Raw genomic sequence first — 23,429 nt, forward strand, 5'->3', positions numbered from 1 at the left:
CCGTTTTTCACGGAAATGCTCTAAGCTTTTGTTTTCGCCGCATTTTTGTAACGCCAAGTGATTCCACTTGGCTGCAAGAATGCTTTATGGTCGATCGGGATCCGCCGATCATCCCTTCGACAAGCGGAGGCAGTGTGTTCAATTTTCTCAAGCGCAAAAATCTGCCGTCGGGTTCGGAAACGCCGGTGCCGCAGGACCCAAAGGAATGGCAACGTCGCTGGCACCAGATCCTCGACGGCTACAACGATCATCCAGATGAGAAACCCGGCGACAAGGGCGTGCCAGATCCGCTGCCGGACATGGATAGCGATTTTCGACTGCAGTTCGGTTTCTGGTTCACTGATTGGAAAAGTGCTCGTCAGGCGCGCAGGCGTGCTTTCTCGATTCTGCCACGCGGCGATCGGATGCTGGCGCGCGTGGAAGAACATCTGTCAACGCGGCGAAAGCCGATCGATGCTGACTACGCCACCATGGTGTTGCGCAAAGGCGTCGATCTGACCAGAGAGCTTGGGGCGGAGGCAGCAGACCCCTTCGGCCATGTACGTGTGATGGAGAACCCGAGCATCTCTCCGCAGGACGCCTTTGCACGCGCGGATTCGCCCTTCGTGCATTTGCGCGCTGCACTTGGTGAGATGGCTGCCAAGGAGCATGGTCAAGCCGGCAGTGCCGCTTACTATTTCCTGTCGGAACCACTCTACCGCCTCGCCTCCAGCTATGATGTTTCCGACTGGGTAAAATGGCCTCTCTGCAGCCATTCAACCATAGGAGACGACCCCACCACCGCTGCGTATCTGCTGTGGAATGGGGGATGGTCGGCAGGTTGGGATGAAGAGGGGCTTTTTCTGTACGATCGAAGAAGAGAATTCGGACTGATACAATGATCCGTGTCGAGTTTGAGGCACCAGTTGCGTGGCAAGATCGAACGCAGACCGTCCACGCCGCGATCATCCTGGCAGAACCTGAGCTCGGTTATCGTTTCTTCGGCGACGAGAACTGAGATCGACCCGAAGTTCCAACGATCACGGCAGGGCTGCGAGCTTCGGCATTTGCCTTAAGCGACCGCTCGACCTCGACCAACAGCCATTCGCGAAAAGCCTTGATTTTGGGCACGTTTCGGCGCGACGTCGGATAGACCAGCCAGTAGGAATGGCCATCGTCACCGACGAGATCGAAGGGCTGGATCAGGCGGCCATCGGCGAGCTCCGCCTGGAACAGCTCGCGGGTCAGGATGGCGACACCGTGGCCGGCGATCGCGGCGCTCGCCTCATACATCTGCGCGCCCATGCTGGAGGCCGTTCGTGATGCAAGCTCACCGGAGTCGACACCAGCCAGCTTGAACCACTCCTTCCACCAGATGTCGCCGGGATCCATGATCGGCAAGCGCAGCAGATCGGCGGGTTCCTTCACACCGCCAATGCTCGCGGCGAGCGCCGGGCTCAGCATCGGCGTGAAGTCTGCCGAGAACAGCTTGTGCGTCTCGACGCCGGGCCATTTGCCGCTGCCGGAACGGATGGCGATGTCGACATCCTCACGTGCGAAATCGATCAATCGGGTCGACGTGTCGAGGCGCACGGCGAGCGAGGGATAGGTCATCTGGAAGGCGCCGAGCCGCTGCGCCAGCCAGTTGGAGGCGAAGGTCAGGATCGTGCTGACGCACAGGACGCCTTCGGCGCCGGAGCGAGCGGCCGAATAGGCCTCGCCGATGATGGCAAAGGCATCGGTGATCGCCGGCGCCAGCCGCTGCCCGACGTCGGACAATTCGATATGGCGTGGGTGGCGCAGGAAAAGCTGCGCGCCGACGCGCTCCTCCAGAAGCTTGATCTGATAGCTGACGGCGGCTTGCGTCATGCCCAGCTCGCGCGCAGCCTTGGTGAAGGACAGATGCCGCGCAACCGCTTCGAAGACGCGTGTGGCAGCGAGGGGCGGGAGCTGAAAGCTCATAAGCTGTCTTTATAGGTCATGATCGACATTCGATTGGAAACAAAGGCGTAGCGACACGACATTGAACCCTACGGATCAGATGCATTTAGGCATAACGGAGGCGTTCCGCCATGACAACGACACAGCACTTGTTGTTTTCGGTTTCCGGTCACCACTGGCTGTCCTGGCTGACTGACGGGTTCGGCCGTCGCAAGAAGGCGCATCTCGACGTCAGGGAATTGTCGCCGCACTTGCGCCGCGACCTTGGCCTGCTCGACGGCAACGACCCTTGCGGCCGTTGGCAAAGCTGACCGGTGATCTTGAGTTGTGATCCTGCGGGTTACTTCCCGGAGGACGGCCTACCCCACACCGACATAACGTTTGACCGCCGCAGGGTCGGCGCGCAGCGCCTCGGCGGTCATGGTCTCGCGGTTGCGACCGTTCTCGATGAAGGCGACGCGATCGGCGACGGCGAGCACCGCTTCCACCCGCTGCTCGACCAGGATGGTCGACACGCCAAGGCCGCGCAGCCCAGCGACCGTCTCGCGGATCTTCTCGATCATCGACGGCATCAGCCCCTCGGTCGGCTCATCCAGCAGCAGGACCTGCGGCTCCAGGCAAAGAGCACGCGCCATGGCGAGCATCTGCTGTTCGCCGCCAGAGAGCGTGCCGGACCGCTGCCTCAGCCGTTCGCGCAGGCGCGGAAACAGGTCCAGCACGGCTTCGCGCGTGGCCAGGCCCTTGTCGCGCGCCATCAGGCCGATCTCGATGTTTTCGGCGACCGTCATCTCGGCGAACAGCCGGCGGCCCTGCGGCACATAGGCAACGCCGGCCTTCGGCACCTCGTGCGCCGCCAGCGCCGTCAATTCGCGGCCTTCGAGGCTGATTGAGCCGGCTGCCGCCGGCACCAGCCCCATGATCGCCTTCAGCGTCGTCGTCTTGCCGGCACCGTTGCGCCCGAGCAGGCACAACACCTCGCCCTTGTTCAGTGCGAGGTCCAGCCCATGCAGGACCTGCACCTCGCCATAAAAACAATCGAGCCCTTCAATGGTGAGCAGTTCAGCCATGCGCTGCTCCGAGGTAAGCTTCCTGCACTTGCGTGTTGGCGCGGATTGCCGCCGGATCGCCCTCGGCGATGATGCGACCGGCGTCGAAGACGGTGATGCGATGGGCAAGCTGCATCACCACCGGCATGTTATGCTCGATGATCAGCACGGTGGCATCACGCGCAATCTCGCGGATCAGGCTGACGAAACCCTCGATCTCGCCATCGGAGAGCCCCTGCGTCGGTTCGTCGAGGATCAGCAGGCGCGGCTGCAACGCCAGGCCCATGGCCACTTCCAGAAGACGCTGATGGCCATAGGCGAGCTGCCCCGCCGGCGTTCCCGCGCGATCGGCCAGGCCGACCTGCTGCAGCGCCTTCATGGTCCCTGTACGCACCGCCCCCTTAGAGCGGCCGTCGGTCAAGGTGCGCTGCACCGACAGCGCGACATTGTCGTAGGCGGAAAGGTTGGCGAAGACGCTGGTGACCTGGAATGTGTAGGCGATGCCCAGCCGCACACGGCGATACGCCGGCAAGGCGGAGATTTCGGTTCCGGCGAAATCGATCGTGCCCGACGACGGCAGGACGCGGCCGCAGATCAGGCTGACGAAGGTGGTCTTGCCGGCACCGTTCGGGCCGATGATGGCGCGGATCTCTCCCGGCATCAGGCTGAAATCGGCCTTGTCCACGGCGCGAAGCCCGCCGAAATCGCGCGACAGACCGCTGGTGGTCAGCAAGGGCCGGGTCATGGCAGCCACCCGATCCAGCGGCGACGGACGAAACCAAGGATGCCTTTCGGCGCGAACAGCACCAGGAGCACGAGTGCCGCGCCGACGATCAGCAGCCAGGCCGAGGTGTAGCTGCTGGCGATATCGGTCACGTAATAGATGAACAATGTGCCGACCAGCGGGCCGAGCGTGGTGGCAGCCCCTCCAGCCAGCACCCACAGCAGCGGCAGGATGGAATACTGAACCGAAGCGAAGTTGGAGCCGACATAACCGAACAGCAGAGCATAGGCGGCACCAGCCGCAGCACAGAAAATGCCGGAAAGCACGACCGCCGCCAGCTTGTTGGTGAAGGTGTCGTAGCCCAGCATGCGCGTGCGCTCCTCGTTCTCCCGGATCGCCACCAGCACGCGGCCGAAACGCGAGCGGACAATGGCGAGTGTAGCGAACAACACCACCGCGAACAGCAGCAGCGCCGCAAGATAACGTACGACCGGCGCCGTGAGATCGAGGCTCGCATTGCCGATCGTCAGCATGCGGCTCGCCTGCTGCAACACCAGCCCCTGGTCACCGCCGGTCCACTGGTTGAAATAGACGATGGTCAGCACAAAGGCCTGCGCGAACATCATGGTGACGATCATGAAGGCGACGCCGGAGGTGCGGAGCGCGAGGACCCCCACCACCAGCGCCAGAACGGCGCCACAGGCAAGTCCGGCAAGGAAAGCCGATAGAACGCCGAAACCGAGATAAGTGATCGCCAATCCGCTGCCGTAGAGCCCAGCGCCGAAGAACATGGCATGGCCGAGGCTGAGCAGCCCGGCATAACCGAACAGCAGATTGTAGCCCATGGCAAAGGTAGCCAGCACCAGGATGCGCGCGAAAAGGCCATGGTGATAGTCGGGCAGCAGGAAGTTCAGCGCGAACAACACGGCCACCACGGCCATGTGCAGTCCATAAATCCTTGCCGTCGCCGTCATCGGGCCGCCGTTCCGAACAGGCCCTGCGGGCGGAACACCAGCACCATCGCAACAACCAGCGTCGCGATCAGCTTGGCCAGCGTCGGCGAGAAGAACATCGAGACGATGCCGTCGGACAAGCCGATCAGCAGTGCTGCCACCACGGTGCCGCGCAACGAACCGAGGCCGCCGATGATGACGACGATGAACGACAGCAGCAGCGGATCCTGCCCCATCAGGTAGTGCGCCTGGCTGATCGGCACGATCAGCACCGCGGCGAATGCCGCCAGCATGGCTCCCAGCGCGAAGACGCCAGCATAGACGCGCTCGACCGGAATGGCGAAGGCCTGCGCCATCTCGCGGTCATACTGCGTGGCGCGCATGACGAGGCCGATCCTGGTACGCGTCAGCACCAGCCATGTGACGACGAGCAGCAGGCCGGAGGCAGCGATGATCGAAAGCTTGTAGCCGGAATAGCCGAACCAGGGCAGCAGCACGCGATAGCTGAAGGGCGGGGTCACCGGCCTCGCTTCGGGGCCATAGAAGCTCAGCGCCAGTTGCTGGATGATGTAGAGCAGGCCGATGGTGGCGACGATCGTGGCTTCCGGGTCGTAATTGAGCCGGCGCAACACCAGCCGCTCGGAAAGCAGGGCAATCGCACCGACCACCAGCGGCGCCACGATCAGCGCCGCTACGAAGCCGATGGCCGGATGGGCGCCAAGCGCCGTCGCCACCGCCCAGGCAAGCACCGCGCCCAGCATGAAGAATTCGCCATGCGCGACATTGACGATGCGCATCACGCCGAACACCAGCGACAGGCCGAGCGCGGTCAGCGCCAGCACCGCCGCAGTAACCAGCCCTTCGAGGGTAGCCAGCAGAAGATGCGGTCCGAAAGCCATCAGGTCCCGGCCTTCGACGGCAGGATAATCACAGGGACTGCTTGGTGTAGTCGGCCTCCGGCTCGTACATGCCGTCCTCGATCGCGGTCTTGTGCACGACCTTGAGCTTGCCGCCCTCCAGCTTTGAGATGTTCTGGTGGCCGAAACACTGGTGGATCTTGCCGTTGAAAAGTTTTTTGCCCTGCGGATGCTCAGGCCCATCGGCGAATTCGGTCAGCGCCTCGGTCGCCTCGACCAGCTTGGCGCGATCCTCCGGCCCCTTGTAGCCGGCATCCTCCATCGCCTTCTTGATGACGTAGAGCGTTTCCCAGCAGCCGAACATGTGGGCGGCGGTGGAAACGTCCTTGGCGTCGGCAACGGCCGCACCATTGTCATCAATGCCGACAGCGGCGCGATAGGCCTTCTGCGCTTCGGTGTCGTCAGCCTGCGCGTAGCGCGGCGAACCTTCCCAGAAATGGCTGCCGTCGAGATATTCGAGGCCGGGGCTGTTGATGTCGACCGCCTCCAGCGAGTCGATGAAGCCGAACAGCTTCGGCCCGGTCGACCCGTAGAAGTCGCCCAGTTCCTTGACGAAGGTCAGCACCGCCGGCCCGACCATGACATGGTAGATGGCGTCGGTATCCGATGGGATCTGCGGGAAGTATTTGGTGAAGGAAGATTCCGTCGGCGGGATGGCGATCTTTGCCACGACTTCCGCGCCAGCCTTCTGCAGCGCCGGCGGCAGGTAGTCGCGATGATCGTAGCCAAAAGCATAATCGGGGAAGATCATGGTGATCTTCTTGCCGGCATTGGCGGCGATCCATGGCGCCACCGAAGTCACCTGCGCGCGCACGTCGGTGATGCCAGGCTGGAACACGTAGCGGTTCAGTTTGCCGGAGGCGACGTGATAGCCTTCCGACACGACGTAATACGGGATTTTCAGTTCGCCGGCGGCTGGTGCCGAGCCGACCACGACGTTGGAGAACAAGGTGCCGTAGACGATGTCGACCTTGTGCTGGTTGGCGAGCTTGGCCACCACCTCGGCGCCGCGGGCGGCGTCAGTGCCGTCGTCCTCGATGACCACTTCGATCGGGCGGCCGTTGATGCCGCCGGCTGCGTTGATCGCCTTCACGGCGGCAGCCGTTGTTTTTTCATACCAGCGGCCATAGGCGGCGCCGATGCCGGTGCGATGCGCCTGGAAACCGATCCTGATCGGGGCAGAGCTCTGCGCCTGCGCGTAACGCACGAAACCCGGCGCTGCGGCCAGGCCAGCACCGGCTGCCAGCCCTTTCAGGACCGAGCGGCGGGATGCCTTGCCTTTGGTCAGGTCGAAGAAGCGGCCAGTCATCGAATTCCCCCTCATGGCATTTGACCCGCGGCCGGCAGCGGCCGCGAAAATCGCGAGGCAAACCAAGCATCAAACCCCTGCCAAGGCAAGCGAGCATTGGCGGCAAGAGGGATCATAGCCTCAAGCGCCGGCGCGGCTTATCCAGGCCGCTTGGCTTACGCGCCAACGGGCGCGGCGCGCGGTCGCGCGCTCCAACGGTCACCTAAAATGACCGTTGGCATCAGCCGGCGGTGGGCGTAGCGAGCAGCCAGAGACCGAAAAGCGTATAGGCAACCATCAGCACGGTCAGCGGAACCTGCAGCAATGTCGCCTGCGACGTTGCAGGCGCCAATCGTGAGGCCGCGGCATGAGCGACGAGCACGGCCAGGATGTGCCCGCCGACGATCAGGGCCGCCTGCATGTTCCACAGCCACCAGGCCGCGTCCGCACCGGCGACGATGCCCGCGGTGACCGGCAGATGCGCCGTACCGAACAGATCCCATCCCAGGGCGAAGGGATCGGACAGGGCAACCAACGCATACTGACCGTTGACCAGCACGTCGGTGAGGTAGTGCGCGATGTGGTAGGCTAGCGCGATCGGCACGATCGACCAGACCAGCAGCCCGGAAAGCTGCCTGAAAGGCAGGCTGCTGCCCGCGATCCAGCGCCCGGCCAGGATGGAGACGCCGAACAACAGCGCCAGCAACAGGAACGTCGCGACGAGACCCGCGCTGCCCGTGCCGATCATTGCGGTCCGGCCAGGCAGTTCGAGCGGGTTCATGCCGTTCAGACCGAGCCAGAAGAAGGTCCGCATCAGCCCGTCGAAAGAGACCGACGACAGGGCGAGCAAAAGGAATGCGGCAGCGCTCAACGGCAACGGCGGCGCGTCGAGCAGTTTGGCGCCCGGCCAGCAGAGCGACAACCTGCCGGCGGCATCGCGATCGAGCGGCGAGAACCGCGCCAGCATGGAAAAGAAGACGCTCAGGAATTCGCCGCGGCGGCACCAGCCTTCATAGCCGAACACCAGCATCAACAGGAAGCTGAGCAACCAGTAGCCGCCGGCCGCGATCGCAAGTTTCGAAGGGTCATCCGGTGCGGGATAGATCAGTTCGAACCAGGCAAAGCCTAGGAAAAACAGGAAAGCCGGCCAATAACCGAGCCACGGCGGCATGTGTTTTGGTTCCTGGTCGGCGCCGGTCAGCCAGGCAACAAGCCGCCAGGGTCCATACCATGGGTTCAGCCAGGACCAGAGATTGCCGAACATGCCTTGCGCCAAGGTCATGCCGGTCCACAACAGCGTCCAGATCGTCAACGGCAAAGGATTGGAAAGAGGATCGCGGCTGCCCCATAACCCTGCTGCGATCAGGGCAACAAAAACGGCGAAGGAAAGCAGGCTGACCACGACGCGGGCAGCGTCCGGGAACCGGAAAAGAAAGAAGCGCCTGCGCCAGAGGCGGCCCAACGCTTGCGGCGATACCAGGCTCAGCACCAGGAAGGATGCCGCCACCGCGAAGGCCCCGCCGGCGAGATAATAGTTGGTTGGCAACAGCAGGACGTGGCCGCGATCGGAGGCGTGCGCCAATGCCTGCACGGGAAGAAGCGGGGTCGCGCATGCAATGAGCGCCGCCCACTGATTTTGCCTCTGACTGAACCGCTTGCTCATCCGGAGAAGGACAAACCGAACCCGGCCTTGCCTAAACCTTCACGAGCTGGCGCACCCGCGCCTCCTCGCCGAAGATACGGATGTAGCGGTCGATCTCCTTTTGATCGCCCGTGGCTTTCGCCGGGTTGTCGGACAGCTTCACTGCCGGGCGGCCATTGGCCTCGGTGACCTTGCACACCAGCGAGATGGCATTGAGCCGGTCGGTCGGCACCGGCGCGCAATCCTCGAAATCATTGGTGAGATTGGTGCCCCAGCCGAAGGACATGCGTACCTTGCCCTCGAAGTGGCGATAGGTCTCGATGATGGTGTCGACGTCGAGGCCATCGGAGAAGATCAGCAGTTTCTGGCGCGGATCGCGGCCACGCTCGCGCCACCAGGAGATGATGCGTTCGCCACCTTCGATCGGCGGCGCGCTGTCGGGACGGAAGCCGGTCCAGTCGGCGACCCAGTCCGGCGCATCGCGCAGGAAAGCGGCGGTACCGAAGGCATCCGGCAGCACGATGAGCAGATTGCCGCCGTAGTAGCGTTGCCAGTCCTGCAGGACCTTGTAGGGCGCCTGGCGCAGTTCGGCCTCGGAATTGGCAAGTGCTGCGAGCACCATCGGCAGTTCATGCGCGTTTGTGCCGAGCGCTTCGAGATCATTGTCCATTGCCAGCAGCACGTTCGAGGTTCCGGTAAAGGCCTCGCCGATACCTTCCTTCAGGGCCTCCACGCACCAGCGCTGCCACAGGAACGAGTGGCGGCGGCGCGTGCCGAAATCGGAGATGCGGATGCCGGGAAGCTCCTTGAGACGCTCGGTCTTGGCCCACATCTTCGCCTTGGCGCGCGCATAAAGCACATCAAGCGCAAACGGACCGAAAGCCTTGAGCGCCGAGCGCGAGCGCAATTCATTGATGATGGCCAGCGCCGGGATTTCCCACAGCGTGGTGTACATCCAGGGACCGGAGAAGGAGAGCTCGAACTGGCCGTCGCGCTTGGTCAATTCATATTCAGGCAGCCGGAAATTCTCCAGCCAGGCAAGGAATTCCGGCTCGAAGATCTGCTTGCGGCCGTAGAAATTGTTACCGCCCAGCCAGATCATCTCCTTCTTGGTAAAACGCAGGGTCCGGGCGTGGTCGAGCTGCTCGCGCAGTTCGCCGATATCGATCTCGTCGGCGAGCCGCACCTTGGTCTTGCGGTTGATGAGCGAGAAGGTGGCATCGACCTTGGGGTACATGCCCCAGATCATCTGCAGCATCAGCAGCTTGTAGAAATCAGTGTCGAGCAGCGACCGCACGATGGGGTCGAGCTTCCAGGTGTGGTTGTAGACGCGCCGCGCGATGTCAGTCTTGGCCATGTCCGAAACCTGCTTCCACCCTATCCGTTACCGGATAGGCCTCTTAGCATTGAAATGATTAACGCGCTTCCCGCTTTGTGATCGCAAGGCACGCAAGCCATGAACATGAGGGCATCGCCGGCGCTTGTCGAGCACCCCTCATTCCTCGGCTTTCGCCACCAGTTGCAATATGGGCCGTTTGCGGCGCGCGTTGAGCCTCGTACCCACCGTTTCGGCCCGGCTCTCGTCCTCGGCTTTTTCAGCGAACAGCCAGTCGACGAAAAGCTGCACGATGGGCGTGGAGCGCATCTCATTGCGGCAGATGACATAGAAGTCGTCGACCGCCGGCACCGAAAGGCCGAACGGCACGATCAGCTGGCCCATGGCCAGCAGGCGGCTCGCCGTCATCGTGTCGCCAAGCGCCACCCCGTGGCCGTGGAGCGCCGCTTCGATCGACAGGCGGGCGTCGTTGAACTGATGGCGCCGGCAGACCCGCTCGAGATCGAGCGCGTCGGCAGCGGCCAGCCAGGTGTGCCACTCGCGCCCGTCGTCGCCATGCAGCAGGACATGGTCGGCGAGATCGCGGATCGAGCGGATCGGCCGGTTGTTGGCCAGCGTCGGGCTGATGACCGGAAACAACTCCAGTCCAGACCATTTGCGGATCCAGCAATCGCTCCAGCTGCCGTCGCCATAGTGCACGCAGACATCGATGTCGGGCTGGCGGATATCGCGCGCATCATTGGAGGCTACGAGTTTCAACCGGATGTCGGGATAACGCGCCGTGAACGAGCCAAGGCGCGGGATCAGCCACAGCGACAGAAGTGCCGGCACGCAGGATACGACCAGCGCGCCGCTGCTGGCGGGACGAGTCAACCGTGCGGCGGCAGCGGCAATCCCCTCGAAAGCGCCGGATACTGCCGGCAGAAGCTCGGCACCGTGCGGCGTGAGTTTGAGACGCGAACCGATCCGCTCGAACAGCTTGACCCCGAGCGACTGCTCCAGTGCCTTGATCTGGTGGCTGACCGCACCGTGGGTGACGTGGAGCTCGGCCGCCGCCTTGGAAAGCGAGCCTTGCCGGGCAGTCGCCTCGAACGCTCGCAAAGGGTTGAGGGGCGGAAGGCGACGGGAACTGCTCATGGGCCGGCGTCAAGACACAGTGTGAGATTTTCTAACAGCCAGCGCTATAACAATATCAATTGATTTTCCATCCGCAGCCTCCGACAATCCGCGGCAATCAATCATAAAAACACGCTATCGCAGGCAGCTGTCACTGGTTCATGCCCCCGTATCGGAGGCTCATCGGCTCGCCTGATTTGATTTAGCGCCTTTGCGAAAATCGAACCCGATTTTCGGGCGCGGCAGGAGGAGTTGCAGGATGGGTTTCGACAGAGGCAAGCTCGACGCGTTGCGCCGCAAATATGGCGAGAGCCATGGCGGCGAGCTGTTCGACCCGAAATTCCGCCGGGTCGCCGACAAGATCTTCTCCAAGGGCGGTACCCGCCTGGCACCGTATTCCGGCATCCCGACCTTCCTGACCGCGCCGTATCGTGAAGTTGCCGCCGACAATCCGGATTTCGGCGACCTCCAGGTGGCAATGATCGGTGTGCCGATGGATCTCGGCGTCACCAATCGTCCAGGCTCCCGTTTCGGTCCGCGTGCATTGCGCGCCATCGAACGCATCGGGCCCTACAACCATGTGCTGGATTGCGCTCCCACCCACGAGCTCCGCGTGGCCGATATCGGCGACGTGCCGTTCCGCAGCCGCTATCGGCTGGAAATGAGCCACGAAGACATCGAGAAACGCCTCAACCAGATCGTCGATGCCGGCGTCATCCCGCTGTCGGTCGGCGGCGACCATTCGATCACCCATCCGATCCTGAAGGCCGTCGGCAAGGAGCGGCCGGTCGGCATGATCCATATCGACGCGCATTGCGACACCGGCGGCGCCTTCGACCAGACCAAGTTCCACCATGGCGGCCCCTTCCGCAACGCGGTGCTGGACGGCGTGCTCGACCCGTCGCGCACCATCCAGATCGGCATCCGCGGCGCGGCCGAATATCTGTGGGAGTTCACCTACGAATCCGGCATGACCGTCGTGCACGCCGAAGAGGTTCCCGGCCTCGGCATCCCGGCCATCATCGAGAAGGCGCGCAAGATCGTCGGCGACGGACCGACCTACGTCTCCTTCGACGTCGACAGCCTCGACCCTGCGTTTGCGCCCGGCACCGGTACGCCGGAGGTCGGAGGACTGACGACACGCGAGGTCCTGGAGATACTGCGCGGACTGAAAGGCCTCAACATCGTCGGCGGCGACGTCGTCGAGGTGGCGCCGCAATACGATTCCACCACCAATACGGCGCATGCCGGCGCGCAGGTGCTGTTCGAGATCCTGTCGCTGATGGTGTTCAGCCCGGCGCTGAGAGGATGACGGCGTGCTGGATGGAAGCATGATCCCGGAACCGGTTTTCGGAACAGATCATGCTCTATCCAGTGACACCGTTTTATAAGAAGACCATAAGGGAACCCGGCAAAGCCGGAACAACGGAGAACAATGATGACCGAGATCATGAAGACCATGCTCAGCCGGCGGAGCGTGCTTGGCGCCGGCGTTGCCGCCGCCGGCGTGCTTGCGATGCCCGCCATCCTGCGCGCCCAGGAGAAGTCGCTGAAGGTCGGCGTCTACGGCGGTTATTTCAAGAAGTCGTTCGACCAGCATATCTTCCCCGAATTCACCAAGGCGACCGGCATAACCGTCGAATCGGTGGCCGAGCCGACCGGTGAAGCCTGGCTGGTGCAGCTGGAGCAGGCCGCCAAGGCCGGACAGGCGCCGGCCGACCTTTCGATGATGTCGCAGACCTCGACGCTGAAGGGCCAGTCGACCGAGCTGTGGCAGCCGCTCGATACCGCCAAGTTCAAGCACTATGGCGATCTCCTGCCGCAGTTCATCAACAAGTATCCGGACGGCCGTGTTGCCGGCATCGGCGCGGTGGCCTGGTACATCACGCTGGTCACCAACACCAACGTCTACAAGGACGCGCCGACGTCGTGGGACGCGCTGTGGGACAAGGCCAACGCCGACAAGCTCGGCCTGCTGGCGCTCGCCTCCAACTCGTTCCTGCTGGAAGTGACGGCGAAGACCTTCATGGGCGGCACCAACGCGCTCGACACCGACGAAGGCATCGACAAGGCCTTCGCCAAGCTCGCCGAAGTGAAGCCGAATGTGCGCCTGTGGTACCGCGATGAGGCGCAGTTCGAGCAGGCGCTGAAGTCGGGCGAAATCCCGATGGGCCAGTATTATCACGACGTCACCGGCCTTGCCGCCAAGGACGGCCAGCCCGTGCGGTCGACCTTCCCGAAGGAAGGCGGCATCCAAGATTCCGGCAACTGGGTGCTGTCGCGCGCCTCGAAGAAGGTCGACGAGGCACATGCCTTCATCGACTATATGAGCCAGCCGGCGATCCAGGGCCTGATGTCGCGCAATGTCGGCACCGCACCGACGCTGAAGCGCGAGGTTCTCGATCTGAAGCCGGAAGAATTCGCGGCGGTTTCTTCCGACATCGCGCCGATCATCCCGCGCTACGACCTCTACGTGTCGAAGGCCGACGCCATCAACCAGAAATGGACCGAGCTGATCGTCGGCTGATCCAATCTTATCCAGCGACGATATCGGGAGCTCGCCTTGCGAGCCCCCGTATCTTCGTATCGACCGCAGACATGCCAGCCGCCTTTCGCTAATCTGGAAGGCGGAAGCGACCGCACCATCCGCATGCACGACCAGCCAAGCAGGATAACGCCATGCCCGGATTGTCCATAAATTCGATCACCAAGCGCTTCGCCGATTTCGCCGCCGTCGACGACGTCAGCCTTTCGGTCCCGGACGGAAAGTTCATCTGCCTGCTCGGACCTTCGGGCTGCGGCAAGACCACGCTGCTGCGCATGATCGCCGGGCTGGAGGAGCCGACCAGCGGCGCCATCGTGCTGGATGGCGACGACATCACCCGCGTGCCGACGCACAAACGCAATCTCGGCATGGTGTTCCAGTCGCTGGCGCTGTTTCCGCACCTGACCGTGGGCGAGAACATCGCCTATGCGCTGCGCATTCGGGGCGCTTCCAAAGACGACCAGCGCAAGCGCGTCGAAGAGCTGCTGGCCATGATCCATCTGACGGGCTTCGCCGACCGGCCGGTGGCCAAACTCTCCGGCGGACAGCGCCAGCGCGTGGCGATCGCCCGGGCACTGGCCTTGTCGCCGAAACTCTTCCTGCTCGACGAACCGCTGTCGGCGCTCGACGCCAAGCTGCGCGAAGCCATGCAGGTGGAATTGCGCCAGCTTCAGCAGCGCCTGGGTATAACCACCGTCGTCGTTACCCACGATCAGCGTGAGGCGATGACGATGGCCGACCTCGTCGTCGTCATGGGCAAGGGTAAGATCCTGCAGGCCGCCTCACCGATCGAGATCTACCGCAAGCCGGCCGACGCCTTCGTCGCCGACTTCATCGGCATCACCAACCTCTTGCCGGCGGAGGCCGACAGTGCCGGCCGCACCACCGTGCTCGGCGCCGCCGTTCCCGGCGTAGCCCTGCCATCAGGCTCGGCCAAGGCCACCATCTCGATCCGTCCCGAGGATATCCATTTCTCGACGCCCGGCGCCGGTGCGATCCCCGGCACCGTCAGCTTCGTGCGCGATCTCGGCGGCACGGTCGAAACCTTCGTCGAGGCCGGCGGCACCACCATCGTGGCCGTCGCAACACCGCGCGAGCGCCCCAATGTCAGCGTCGGCCAGGCCATCGGCGTGGTGCTGCCGCCTGAAAGCTGCGTGGTGCTGCAGCCATGAGACGCGAACCGCCAAGAGCACTCGCAGACTATGCGCCGCTGTTCTTCCCGGCGCTGATGCTCATCGTCTTCTTCGTCGTGCCGTTCTCGATCATGATCGCGGTGAGCTTCTTCAAGCGCAATCCGGCCGGCTTCTACACGCCGGATTTCGTGTTCGACAATTATGCACGCTTCCTGACCACCTTCTTCGGTTCGGTGCTCGGCTTCTCGCTGCTGCTGGCCGTTCTCGTCGCCGTGTGTTGCGTGGTCATCGCCTTCCCCTTCACCTATCTGCTGACCAAGCGGCCGCGTGCCGTGCAGACGCTGTGGCTGGTCGGGCTGCTCTCGGTGCTGTCGCTGTCGGAAGTCATCATCGGCTTTGCCTGGTCGACGCTGTTCTCGCGCACGGCCGGCATCACCAACCTGCTGGTCGCGGTCGGGCTGATGAAGGAGCCGGTGGCACTGCTGCCGAGTTTCTGGGCGGTGCTGACGGGCATGGTCTACCAGGCGCTCCCCTATACGATCCTGGTGCTCTACCCCGCCCTGGTCAGGCTCGACCCGACATTGCTGGAAGCCGCGCGCACGCTGGGCGCCTCGCCGGTGCGTGCCTTCTTCAACGTGGTCACGCCGGCACTGCGCAACACCATCGTGGCGACGCTGATCATGGTGTTCGTCTTCGCGCTCGGCTCCTACCTGCTGCCGCAGATCCTCGGCCGGCCGTCGAACTGGACGCTGTCGGTGCTGATCACCGACCAGGCGATCTACCAGTCCAACATGCCGTTCGCCGCGGCAATGGCGGTGTTCCTGGTGCTGATCTCGCTGGCACTGGTCGGACTTACCCTGCTCGTCGGCCGTAAGGAGAACGCGCTATGACCGTGCTTCGCCGGCTTTATTTCGTCCTTGTCGCATTGTTCCTGGCAGCACCGCTGATCGTGGTGGCAGGTGTCTCGGTCAACCAGAAGCAGGAGCTGACCTTCCCGCCGAAAGGTTTCTCGCTCGGCTGGTACGGGCAGATCTTCAACGATCCGGAATGGCGGCTGGCATTGATCCACTCCGTGACGCTGGCGGTCTGTTCGGCGGCGATCGCGGTGGCGATCGCGCTGCCGCTGGCCTGGTTCCTGTGGCGGCGCATCGCGCCCTGGGCGAACATCTTCCAGGTGCTGGGTCTCGCGCCCTTCATCCTGCCGCCGGTCATCACCGCGCTCGGCCTCCTGAGCTTCTGGGCGACGGTCGGGCTGTTCGGGCAATTCTACACGGCGATCATCAGCCACGCGATCTTCTTCGTGACGCTGCCGCTGGTGACGCTGTCGCTCGGCTTCGCCTCCATCGACCGCTCGCTGGTCGAGGCCGCCTCGACGATGGGCGCAGACGACCGCACGGTGCTGAAAACCGTAGTGCTGCCGCTGATCCTGCCCTATCTCGTCTCCGGCTTCGCCTTCGCCTTCGTGCTGTCGCTCAACGAATACATCGTTGCCTACATGACCATCGGCTTCACCACCGAGACACTGCCGATCAAGATCTTCAACGCACTGCGCTACGGCTACACGCCGACCATGGCGGCGGTGTCGATCTTCTTCGTCACGGTGGCGGCGGTGGTGTTCGGGGCGATCGCCTATTTCGGCGATATCCGCAGACTGCTCGGAGCGATGTCGTCGGAGGGTTGATATCTGTCGGTGCGTCCTTCGAGGCTCGCCCAGTCAAGGTCGCGCGTTGTTTCCTATGGCCTGCGGGCTCGCACCTCAGGATGAGGACCGTTGCGCGAAACCACATCCAAGTTCTGAAACGTTCCGATGTTACCCGAACGCACAACGGCCCTCATCCTGAGGTGCGAGCCCGCACGCCCACGGAGAAATAGCAGAACATCAGATGGGCGAGCCTCGAAGGACGCACCAAATCAATGCATCGCGATCACGCCTGACTTTGCCGGCAGACGGTCACGGCGCAGCCAGCGGCCGAGCAGCAGCACCGCGACGACCGCCAGTCCCGTCGAAAGGCCTATCCAGATGCCGATGCCGGCGAAGCCGAAATGGAAGGCAAGCAGCGCGCCGAGCGGCAGGCCGACGCCCCAATAGCCGATCGCCGCGTAGAGCATCGGCACCGTGGTGTCATGCAGGCCGCGCAGCATGCCGGCGCCGACGGCCTGGGCCCCATCGACGATCTGGAAAAGCGCGGCAAACGCCAGGAACGAGACGGCGAGGCCGACAACCTGGCTGTTGACCGGATCATGCACGTCGATGAAGCCGGAAATCAGCACGCGCGGCCACAAGATCATGGTGAGCGCGGTCAGCGACATGAAGCCGACCCCCATGGCGTAGGAGGTCCAGCCGGCGCGACTGATGCCGTCCTTGTCGCCGGCCCCATAGGCAAGACCGACGCGCACGGTGACGGCCTGGTTGAGACCCAATGGCACCATGAAGCTGATCGAGGCGATCTGCAGGGCGATGGCATGCGCGGCAAGCGACGGCGCGTTGATCAGCCCCATCAGGAAGGCAGCGGCGTTGAAGATCGTCACTTCGAAGGCCAGGATGCCGGCGATCGGCAGGCCGAGCTTCATGAGCGCCCGGAAGCGTGGCCAGTCGGAGCGCCAGAAACGGCCGAACAAATGGTAGCGGCGGAATTTCCTGTGCCGGGTCACCACCAGGACCATGCCGATGAACATCAGCACCGACGAGATGGTGGTGGCCAGTCCCGAACCGGCGATGCCCATCCTGGGCGCGCCGAGATTGCCGAACATGAACATCCAGTTGAGCAGCACGTTGGCGCTCACCGCAATGAAGACGATGACCAATGCCCAGCCGGGGCGCTCGAGCGCCGAAATGAAGGACCTCAGCACGATATAGCCGTAGAATGGCAGAAGCGCCCATTGCAGCCAGTGGATATAGATGCCGGCCTGATGCGCAAGCACGGGATCCTGGCCCATGGCCAGCAGGATCCTTTCGCCATTCCAGAGGAATATCCAGATCGGGACGGCGATGAAGATCGCGGACCAGAGACCCTGGCGCACGGTGCGGCGCACGTCGCGCACCGAATGGCGGAAGCGGCCGAGTTCCGTCGCCATCATCGGCGAGGTGGCCAGCATCAGGCCAAGGCCGAAGATCATCGGCATGAAATAAAGGTTGGAACCGAGCGCGCCGGCGGCGAGCGTCTCAGACCCGAGCCGCCCCATCATCATGACGTCGGTGGCGGTCATTGCCGTCTGGCCGAGATTGGTCAGCACCATCGGCCACGCAAGCGACAGCGTTGACTTGATTTCGGAGCGCCAGAGGCTTCCCGGCGCTCTCACACCGGCTTCGATCGCGGACATTGTCTTATACTTCCCTGCGGCGCGTCGGCGTCAGCCGGAATCCGCATCTGGCCGGAAACGGAATGGCTCCCGGCTCGAATCCGGTTTTCATTGAACAAACTGGCGTTTGCAAGGGCACAGCAGCCTGAAAAATTGATCCAGCCGGCGGCCGATTGCAGGAATTCGATTTATTTTGGCAGCCGCATAACGATATTATGATGTTAAAGTATTGCCGCGACAGGGGAACCGGAGAGGCCGAAAATGGCCGATCCGTCGATCGGGCCAACGCTCATGCATTTCGACAGGACAGCTTTCGGAGACCAGTTCCTGACAGTCGTCGCGGCGGCGATGCCGCTTGTCGGCTGCTGTTTCTATCGCGTCGAAGACGGCAGGCATGTCGTCGACCATCGCCTGTCGGGTCTCTCGCCCTACTGGCTGAACCGCTACTACCATCGCTTCTGGCGTTTCGACCCGCTGCATCCCGAACGCGTCGGCCAGGCAGGCATAAGGCTACGTTCGGTGACGCGCGAGACCGCGCGGCGCGACGTCGGCGCGCCAGAATATTTCGAGCAATTCCGGTACCGCAGAACACGGTGCACCAGACCGAACTTTATTTCCGGGCCGGATCGCGGATCGTCGCCGGCGCCTCGCTGCTGCGCAGCGAACGCAACGGGCCCTTCACGTCCGACAACCTCACCTTTCTCGACAGGCTGGTTGGTTTTGTCGAGGACAGCGTGCTCTCCGATGAGGACGAGGCATCCGCGCTCGACATCCCCGGCCTGACGCCGCGCGAGCGCGAGATCGCCAATCTTGTCGGCGCCGCCATGTGCAACAAGGACATCTGCCGGCGGCTCGATATCGAACTGCCGACGGTGAAGACCCACATCAGCCGCATCCTGGTCAAGGCCGGCGTGCGCAACCGCGGCGAGCTGATGAAGAAGCTGCACGGCCGCGGCTGACGAGGCGTCGTACTTCGGTATGATAGCCCCGGCCCGCCAAGTCTCCCTATCCTGCCGGTTCCTGTAGACGCCTGGGAGGAACGCGGCGTTGGAGGGAGATGGCTTGGCTTATGCCGACGCCCGTTCCCGCAGACATCGCTCCTCCGACCGACAGTTGGAGTATCGACCGGAATGGCCCCACGTCCCGCCTATGTCGCGCCCTACATGGCGATCGGACTTTCGACCATCGTCACCGGCGTCGCACAGCGCAAGCACATCCGGCACAATCTGGAGACGATCGAGGAAGCCATCCATGCCGCCGTCTCGATCTGCGCCATCAACGCGCCGATCCGCGTTGTGGCGCTGGCCGAAGGCGCGCTGACCGGTTTCACCGACGAAATCTTCGACGTGCCGCATGTCACCGCGGCGCGCGACATCTTCATCGACCTGCCCGGCGAAGAGACCGAGGCGCTCGGCAAGCTGGCCCGGCACTACGACACCTACATCATAGGCCAGTGCAAGGCGCGCTGGCCCGATGTGATGGAAGACCGCTTCTTCAACACGCTGTTCGTCATCGACCGCAAGGGCAAGCTCGTCCACCGCGCCGCCAAGAACCACATCTGGTGCCGCGAGCGCAGTTGCACGCCGCACGACATCTACGACCGCTGGGTCGAACTTTTCGGCGACGGCATCGAGGCTTTCTACCCGGTGCTGCGCACCGACGACATCGGCAACATCGGCACCATCTGCTGTTCCGACGGCGAATATCCGGAGGCGGTGCGCGCGCTCGCCTTCGGCGGCGCCGAGGTCGTCTATCGTCCTTCGGAGGCGATGCCGATGACCGGCTCGTCCTATCCCGGCGGCGGCAGCTGGATGATCCAGAACCGGGCGCACGCCGACTTCAACAGCGTCTACATGCTGTGTCCCAATATCGGGCCGGTCTATCTCTCGCCGAGTTCGCGCCATCCGATCGACATCGCCGGCGGCAACAGCCACATCGTCGACTTCCGCGGCAACATCAGCTCCTATTCGGCCAGCGGCGCCAACACCATGGTGGCCAGCCTGATCGACATCGAGGCGCTGCGGCAGTTCCGCGCCATGAACCTCAATTCGAACTGGCTGAAGGACCTGCGCACCGAGCTGTTCTCCAAAATGTACGAGAAGCCGATCCACCCGCGCAATCTGTGGCTGAACCGCGATCCGGAGCGTCACGCGACGGTGGACGAGGTCTATCGCGACAACATCGCAAGGCTGGTCGAGCGCGGCACCTGGACTCTGCCGGCGCATGAGATGCCGGGCGCGCGCTACACACCAGCGCCGTCGGAAGGCAATGACGACTGGGCCGCCGCACAGGCGATGTGGGCGCCCTGGAACGAGGACTGATCAGGAATACCGAACCCGCTGCCCGAAGCATAATCAACCAGGGAACAGGCGGCGCGGTTCGGTTCAACAAGGGAGGCTATCCATGCATATTTTACGACCCGGTCCGCTCCGGCGGCTCGCCAGATCCATCATATTGCCGACTGCGGTTTTGCTTCTCGCGGCAGGCACATCGGCAAGCGCGGAAGACGCAGCCAAGCCAGCCGGCATCGTCGGCACATGGGTGGTCAAGGCGGTCGACGCGCCCTTCACCCATCACATGTTCGTCTTCAATGCCGACGGCACCATGCAGCAGGCCAATCCGGACTCCGGAAATCCCGACAACAGCGACAGCGACGGCAAGGGTATCTGGGCACAGAAGGACGGCAAGGTCATCGGCAAATTCGTCGAGGTGACCGCCGACCGCAAGACCCACAAATTCGTCAGCCGCGGCGAGATCTCCTACGAGATCGACCTCGCCGGCGACGCCTTCACCGGCACGGCGGCGGCGCGGTTCTACGGTGCCGACGACAAGCTGCTGCGCGGCCCGCTGCCGACACCCCTGGAAGGCAAGCGCGTGACCCTGCCGTAAGAGCGGGCACCGCTTGCCTTCCCCTTTTCGTTTCACGCCATCGCCGGACCAAACGCCATGTCTTCCACCAACACCGCGCCAAGACGCAGCCTGCATTCCTTCGATATCTTCTTTCTCGTGGTAGCCGCTGCAGCACCGCTCGCCGCCGTAGCCAGCAACGGTGCACTCGGCGTGCTGATGGGCAACGGCGTCGGCATGCCGGGCTCCTACCTGCTGGCCGGCCTCGTGCTGATCCTGTTCGCCATCGGCTTCATCCGCATGAGCCCGCATGTAAAACACTCGGGAGCTTTCTATGCCTATGTCCGCCACGGCCTTGGACCGCTTGCCGGCGGGGCCGCGGCCTTCGTCGCCATCGTCGTCTACGGCATGATGGTCATCGGCAGCGTCGGCGGCTTCGGCTTCTTCGCCAGCGTGTTCTTCTCGGAAAACCTCGGCATCGACCTGTCGTGGAAAGCGTGGGGTGCGATCTGCCTGGTGATCACCGCCATCGTCGGCTACCGCGAAATCACGCTCGGCGCACGCCTGCTCGCCGTGTTGCTGACCCTGGAGGTCCTGATCCTGGTCGTGTTGACGGTGGCGGTGCTTGCACCGACCAGCCCGGCCCAGGTGACCTTCGGTTCATTCAGCCTGCCCAACATCGTCAGCGGTTCCTTCGGCGTCGGCCTGATGTTCGCCTTCGTCTCGTTCCTCGGCTTCGAATCCGCCGCCATCTACAGCGAGGAGGCACGCGACGGACACCGCACGGTCAGCCGGGCGTTGATCACCGCCGTGGTGTTCATCGCCATCTTCTATGCCATCACCATGTGGGCGGTGGTGCTCGCCTTCGGCGAAGACAAGGTCGTGGCCGCGGCCAGCGAGAACCCGGGCACGCTGGTGTTCCGTGCCTTCGCGCAATACACCCACCCGGTGTTCCTGGTGGCGGTGCAGTTCCTGATGGTGACGAGCGCGCTTGCCGCGACGCTTGCCCTGCACAACGCCGCTGCGCGCTACCTGTTCGCACTTGGCCGCGAAGGGATGCTGCCTGGCGTGCTCGGCAGCCTGCATGCACGGCTGCAGTCGCCGCATGTCGCCAGCATCACCGTCACGGTGGTTTCGGCGATTGCGGTGGCGCTGTTCGCGATTGCAGACGCCGACCCGCTGATGACCCTTTTGTCCAGCACATTCGGACTGGCGGCGCTCGGCATCATCATCCTGCAGGCGGTGACTTCGCTCTCGGTGGCGGTCTTCACGTGGAAGAACCGCGACAGGGAGACCGGCTCGCTGATCCAGCTGCTGATCGCCCTGGTCGCCACCATCGGCCTGGGCACGGCGGCGCTGCTGGTGATCAAGAACTACGCGACATTGACCGGCAGCCTCGGCCTGCTCGACTACGCACCTTGGCTGCTGCCGATCGCGGCAGTGCTCGGCATCGTCGTCGCGATGCGCTCCGGACAGGTGTCACAGCTGTCCGAAGCGTAGGCTCGCAGATGCACCACCTGACCGGGCGCGCTCCCGGTCAGCGCAGCGGCGGGGCGTACATCAGGCCACCGGCATTCCACAGCTTGTTGATGCCGCGGTCGATCTTGAGTGCGCTCGACTGGCCGAGATTGCGTTCGAAGATCTCGCCGTAATTGCCAACCTTCGAGACGATGTTGTAGGCGAAACGCGGATCGAGCCCGAGCTGCTTGCCGTTGTCGCCATCGGCACCGAGGAAGCGCTTGACCGCCGGATTGGTCGAGGTGAGCCCGGCTTCCGCCGTTGCCTGGGTGATGCCCAGCTCTTCCGCTTCAAGCAGCGCGAACAGCGTCCAGCGCACGATGTTGAACCACTTGTCGTCGCTTTGGCGCACGGCCGGTCCGAGCGGCTCCTTGGAGATGATCTCAGGCAACACGACATAGCCGTCGGGGTTGGCCAGCTTGAGACGCTGCGCGTATAGCGCGGAGGCGTCGGTGGTGTAGACATCGCAGCGGCCGCTGTCGAAGGCCTTGATGATGCCCTCTGCGGAATCGACCACAACCGGCTCATATTGCAGCTTGTTGGCACTGAAATAGTCGGCGGTGTTCTGTTCGGTCGTCGTGCCCTGCTCGGCGCAGACGGTAGCACCGGAAAGCTTCAGGGCGCTGTCGACATTGAGATCCTTGCGCACCATGAAACCCTGGCCGTCATAATAGGCGGTGCCGACGAAATGGATGCCGATGCCGGCATCGCGCGACAACGTCCATGTGGTCTGCCGCGACAGGAGATCGACAGTGCCGGACTGCAGTGCCGTGAACCTTTCCTTGGTCGACAGCGGCACGTAGCTGACCTTGTCGGCGTCGCCGAGTGCTGCGGCCGCAACGGCGCGGCAGAAGTCGATGTCGAAGCCATGCCATTTGCCGGCATCATCGGGAGCCGAAAAACCGGCAACGCCCTGGCTGACGCCACAGGTGACGGTGCCGCGCTGCTTGATCGTATCGAGCGTATCGGCCTTTACCGGCATGGCGGCTGCCGACGCCGTCAAAAGAGCTGCTGTGAAAAGGTGCTTCTTCATGGTCTCCTCCCTGTTGTTCGAGGCAAAGCCTCTCCTGACGCCGGTGCTCCCACACCGTCGTTGATCCTGTTTCCTGCCGTGAACCAACCGGCGGACAACACCGCCGGGGAA

At 63.4% G+C, this 23,429-nt stretch carries 22 protein-coding genes; 11 read left to right on the top strand and 11 right to left on the bottom strand.

Features of this window, described 5'->3' with window-relative positions; all coding sequences use genetic code 11:
- Positions 1-86: 86 nt before the first annotated feature.
- Complete coding sequence (locus tag ACFJIU_RS24990) at positions 87-881, top strand: hypothetical protein (RefSeq protein WP_379064503.1); 795 nt, start codon at positions 87-89, stop codon at positions 879-881.
- An 88-nt stretch (positions 882-969) separates the two neighbouring features.
- Here ACFJIU_RS24990 and ACFJIU_RS24995 read toward each other — a convergent pair whose 3' ends face one another.
- Positions 970-1,941, bottom strand: a complete 972-nt coding sequence (locus ACFJIU_RS24995) for a LysR substrate-binding domain-containing protein (RefSeq protein ID WP_379064505.1) — start codon at positions 1,939-1,941, stop codon at positions 970-972.
- 110 nt (positions 1,942-2,051) lie between these two features.
- Between ACFJIU_RS24995 and ACFJIU_RS25000 the strand changes: the two genes are divergently transcribed.
- Positions 2,052-2,231, top strand: coding sequence for a hypothetical protein (locus tag ACFJIU_RS25000; protein WP_379064507.1), 180 nt, complete (start codon positions 2,052-2,054; stop codon positions 2,229-2,231).
- A gap of 48 nt (positions 2,232-2,279) precedes the next feature.
- Here the strand turns inward: ACFJIU_RS25000 and ACFJIU_RS25005 are convergent, their stop codons facing one another.
- The 8 genes from ACFJIU_RS25005 to gcvA form a co-directional block, all read right to left on the bottom strand.
- Entirely contained in the window at positions 2,280-2,987 is a 708-nt protein-coding gene (locus ACFJIU_RS25005; RefSeq protein ID WP_379064509.1) for an ABC transporter ATP-binding protein, read from the bottom strand.
- On the bottom strand, positions 2,980-3,711 hold the full coding sequence (locus ACFJIU_RS25010) for an ABC transporter ATP-binding protein (RefSeq protein WP_379064511.1): 732 nt from the start codon (positions 3,709-3,711) through the stop codon (positions 2,980-2,982). The genes ACFJIU_RS25005 and ACFJIU_RS25010 overlap by 8 nt, the downstream gene beginning before the upstream one ends.
- Positions 3,708-4,664 (bottom strand): branched-chain amino acid ABC transporter permease, encoded by a 957-nt coding sequence (locus tag ACFJIU_RS25015; protein WP_379064513.1) that lies wholly within the window; start codon positions 4,662-4,664, stop codon positions 3,708-3,710. Before ACFJIU_RS25015 ends, ACFJIU_RS25010 begins: the two co-directional genes overlap by 4 nt.
- The gene (locus ACFJIU_RS25020) at positions 4,661-5,542 is read right to left on the bottom strand and encodes a branched-chain amino acid ABC transporter permease (protein ID WP_379064515.1); all 882 of its coding nucleotides are present in this window, start codon (positions 5,540-5,542) and stop codon (positions 4,661-4,663) included. Before ACFJIU_RS25020 ends, ACFJIU_RS25015 begins: the two co-directional genes overlap by 4 nt.
- 28 nt (positions 5,543-5,570) lie before the next feature.
- Positions 5,571-6,869 (bottom strand): ABC transporter substrate-binding protein, encoded by a 1,299-nt coding sequence (locus ACFJIU_RS25025; RefSeq protein WP_379064517.1) that lies wholly within the window; start codon positions 6,867-6,869, stop codon positions 5,571-5,573.
- 220 nt (positions 6,870-7,089) lie between these two features.
- Entirely contained in the window at positions 7,090-8,439 is a 1,350-nt protein-coding gene (locus ACFJIU_RS25030; protein WP_379064519.1) for a hypothetical protein, read from the bottom strand.
- A gap of 103 nt (positions 8,440-8,542) precedes the next feature.
- Positions 8,543-9,847 carry a nicotinate phosphoribosyltransferase gene (gene pncB, locus ACFJIU_RS25035; RefSeq protein WP_379064521.1) on the bottom strand — a complete coding sequence of 435 codons (1,305 nt, stop codon included), beginning with the start codon at positions 9,845-9,847 and terminating at the stop codon, positions 8,543-8,545.
- A gap of 138 nt (positions 9,848-9,985) precedes the next feature.
- Positions 9,986-10,963 carry a transcriptional regulator GcvA gene (gcvA, locus tag ACFJIU_RS25040; protein WP_379064523.1) on the bottom strand — a complete coding sequence of 326 codons (978 nt, stop codon included), beginning with the start codon at positions 10,961-10,963 and terminating at the stop codon, positions 9,986-9,988.
- Between the two features lie 238 nt (positions 10,964-11,201).
- Here gcvA and speB point away from each other — a divergent pair, with 238 nt between their 5' ends.
- The 5 genes from speB to ACFJIU_RS25065 all read left to right on the top strand — a co-directional run bounded on the left by speB (position 11,202) and on the right by ACFJIU_RS25065 (position 16,301).
- Complete coding sequence (speB, locus tag ACFJIU_RS25045) at positions 11,202-12,254, top strand: agmatinase (protein WP_379064525.1); 1,053 nt, start codon at positions 11,202-11,204, stop codon at positions 12,252-12,254.
- 126 nt (positions 12,255-12,380) lie between these two features.
- Entirely contained in the window at positions 12,381-13,469 is a 1,089-nt protein-coding gene (locus tag ACFJIU_RS25050) for a PotD/PotF family extracellular solute-binding protein (RefSeq protein ID WP_379073213.1), read from the top strand.
- 152 nt (positions 13,470-13,621) lie between these two features.
- The gene (locus ACFJIU_RS25055) at positions 13,622-14,659 is read left to right on the top strand and encodes an ABC transporter ATP-binding protein (RefSeq protein WP_379064527.1); all 1,038 of its coding nucleotides are present in this window, start codon (positions 13,622-13,624) and stop codon (positions 14,657-14,659) included.
- Positions 14,656-15,510: an ABC transporter permease gene (locus ACFJIU_RS25060; RefSeq protein WP_379064529.1), complete on the top strand. Its 855-nt coding sequence runs from the start codon at positions 14,656-14,658 to the stop codon at positions 15,508-15,510. Before ACFJIU_RS25055 ends, ACFJIU_RS25060 begins: the two co-directional genes overlap by 4 nt.
- The gene (locus ACFJIU_RS25065) at positions 15,507-16,301 is read left to right on the top strand and encodes an ABC transporter permease (protein WP_379064531.1); all 795 of its coding nucleotides are present in this window, start codon (positions 15,507-15,509) and stop codon (positions 16,299-16,301) included. The genes ACFJIU_RS25060 and ACFJIU_RS25065 overlap by 4 nt, the downstream gene beginning before the upstream one ends.
- Before the next feature lie 230 nt (positions 16,302-16,531).
- Here ACFJIU_RS25065 and ACFJIU_RS25070 read toward each other — a convergent pair whose 3' ends face one another.
- The gene (locus tag ACFJIU_RS25070; RefSeq protein ID WP_379064533.1) at positions 16,532-17,941 is read right to left on the bottom strand and encodes an MATE family efflux transporter; all 1,410 of its coding nucleotides are present in this window, start codon (positions 17,939-17,941) and stop codon (positions 16,532-16,534) included.
- 572 nt (positions 17,942-18,513) lie between these two features.
- Here ACFJIU_RS25070 and ACFJIU_RS25075 point away from each other — a divergent pair.
- From ACFJIU_RS25075 to ACFJIU_RS25090, 4 genes are all read left to right on the top strand, one after another.
- A complete protein-coding gene (locus tag ACFJIU_RS25075) occupies positions 18,514-18,879 on the top strand; it encodes a response regulator transcription factor (protein ID WP_379064535.1) in 366 nt (121 codons plus the stop codon).
- 171 nt (positions 18,880-19,050) lie between these two features.
- A complete protein-coding gene (locus ACFJIU_RS25080; protein WP_379064537.1) occupies positions 19,051-20,241 on the top strand; it encodes a nitrilase-related carbon-nitrogen hydrolase in 1,191 nt (396 codons plus the stop codon).
- A gap of 82 nt (positions 20,242-20,323) precedes the next feature.
- On the top strand, positions 20,324-20,809 hold the full coding sequence (locus ACFJIU_RS25085; protein ID WP_379064539.1) for a hypothetical protein: 486 nt from the start codon (positions 20,324-20,326) through the stop codon (positions 20,807-20,809).
- Positions 20,810-20,866: 57 nt separating this feature from the next.
- A complete protein-coding gene (locus ACFJIU_RS25090) occupies positions 20,867-22,267 on the top strand; it encodes an APC family permease (RefSeq protein WP_379064541.1) in 1,401 nt (466 codons plus the stop codon).
- 37 nt (positions 22,268-22,304) lie between these two features.
- Here ACFJIU_RS25090 and ACFJIU_RS25095 read toward each other — a convergent pair whose 3' ends face one another.
- Positions 22,305-23,318, bottom strand: a complete 1,014-nt coding sequence (locus ACFJIU_RS25095) for an amino acid ABC transporter substrate-binding protein (RefSeq protein WP_379064543.1) — start codon at positions 23,316-23,318, stop codon at positions 22,305-22,307.
- Between the last annotated feature and the right edge of the window lie 111 nt (positions 23,319-23,429).

The organism is Mesorhizobium sp. UC74_2, from assembly GCF_042701485.1.
Lineage (GTDB): Bacteria > Pseudomonadota > Alphaproteobacteria > Rhizobiales > Rhizobiaceae > Mesorhizobium.

What these genes read in the sequence shown, in the direction of transcription:
- ACFJIU_RS24990 (WP_379064503.1), top strand. Translation starts at nt 87, where the DNA reads ATGGTCGATCGGGATCCGCCGATCATCCCTTCGACAAGCGGAGGCAGT.
- ACFJIU_RS24995 (WP_379064505.1), bottom strand. Translation starts at nt 1,941, where the DNA reads ATGAGCTTTCAGCTCCCGCCCCTCGCTGCCACACGCGTCTTCGAAGCG.
- ACFJIU_RS25000 (WP_379064507.1), top strand. Translation starts at nt 2,052, where the DNA reads ATGACAACGACACAGCACTTGTTGTTTTCGGTTTCCGGTCACCACTGG.
- ACFJIU_RS25005 (WP_379064509.1), bottom strand. Translation starts at nt 2,987, where the DNA reads ATGGCTGAACTGCTCACCATTGAAGGGCTCGATTGTTTTTATGGCGAG.
- ACFJIU_RS25010 (WP_379064511.1), bottom strand. Translation starts at nt 3,711, where the DNA reads ATGACCCGGCCCTTGCTGACCACCAGCGGTCTGTCGCGCGATTTCGGC.
- ACFJIU_RS25015 (WP_379064513.1), bottom strand. Translation starts at nt 4,664, where the DNA reads ATGACGGCGACGGCAAGGATTTATGGACTGCACATGGCCGTGGTGGCC.
- ACFJIU_RS25020 (WP_379064515.1), bottom strand. Translation starts at nt 5,542, where the DNA reads ATGGCTTTCGGACCGCATCTTCTGCTGGCTACCCTCGAAGGGCTGGTT.
- ACFJIU_RS25025 (WP_379064517.1), bottom strand. Translation starts at nt 6,869, where the DNA reads ATGACTGGCCGCTTCTTCGACCTGACCAAAGGCAAGGCATCCCGCCGC.
- pncB (WP_379064521.1), bottom strand. Translation starts at nt 9,847, where the DNA reads ATGGCCAAGACTGACATCGCGCGGCGCGTCTACAACCACACCTGGAAG.
- gcvA (WP_379064523.1), bottom strand. Translation starts at nt 10,963, where the DNA reads ATGAGCAGTTCCCGTCGCCTTCCGCCCCTCAACCCTTTGCGAGCGTTC.
- speB (WP_379064525.1), top strand. Translation starts at nt 11,202, where the DNA reads ATGGGTTTCGACAGAGGCAAGCTCGACGCGTTGCGCCGCAAATATGGC.
- ACFJIU_RS25050 (WP_379073213.1), top strand. Translation starts at nt 12,381, where the DNA reads ATGACCGAGATCATGAAGACCATGCTCAGCCGGCGGAGCGTGCTTGGC.
- ACFJIU_RS25055 (WP_379064527.1), top strand. Translation starts at nt 13,622, where the DNA reads ATGCCCGGATTGTCCATAAATTCGATCACCAAGCGCTTCGCCGATTTC.
- ACFJIU_RS25060 (WP_379064529.1), top strand. Translation starts at nt 14,656, where the DNA reads ATGAGACGCGAACCGCCAAGAGCACTCGCAGACTATGCGCCGCTGTTC.
- ACFJIU_RS25065 (WP_379064531.1), top strand. Translation starts at nt 15,507, where the DNA reads ATGACCGTGCTTCGCCGGCTTTATTTCGTCCTTGTCGCATTGTTCCTG.
- ACFJIU_RS25070 (WP_379064533.1), bottom strand. Translation starts at nt 17,941, where the DNA reads ATGTCCGCGATCGAAGCCGGTGTGAGAGCGCCGGGAAGCCTCTGGCGC.
- ACFJIU_RS25080 (WP_379064537.1), top strand. Translation starts at nt 19,051, where the DNA reads ATGGCCCCACGTCCCGCCTATGTCGCGCCCTACATGGCGATCGGACTT.
- ACFJIU_RS25085 (WP_379064539.1), top strand. Translation starts at nt 20,324, where the DNA reads ATGCATATTTTACGACCCGGTCCGCTCCGGCGGCTCGCCAGATCCATC.
- ACFJIU_RS25090 (WP_379064541.1), top strand. Translation starts at nt 20,867, where the DNA reads ATGTCTTCCACCAACACCGCGCCAAGACGCAGCCTGCATTCCTTCGAT.
- ACFJIU_RS25095 (WP_379064543.1), bottom strand. Translation starts at nt 23,318, where the DNA reads ATGAAGAAGCACCTTTTCACAGCAGCTCTTTTGACGGCGTCGGCAGCC.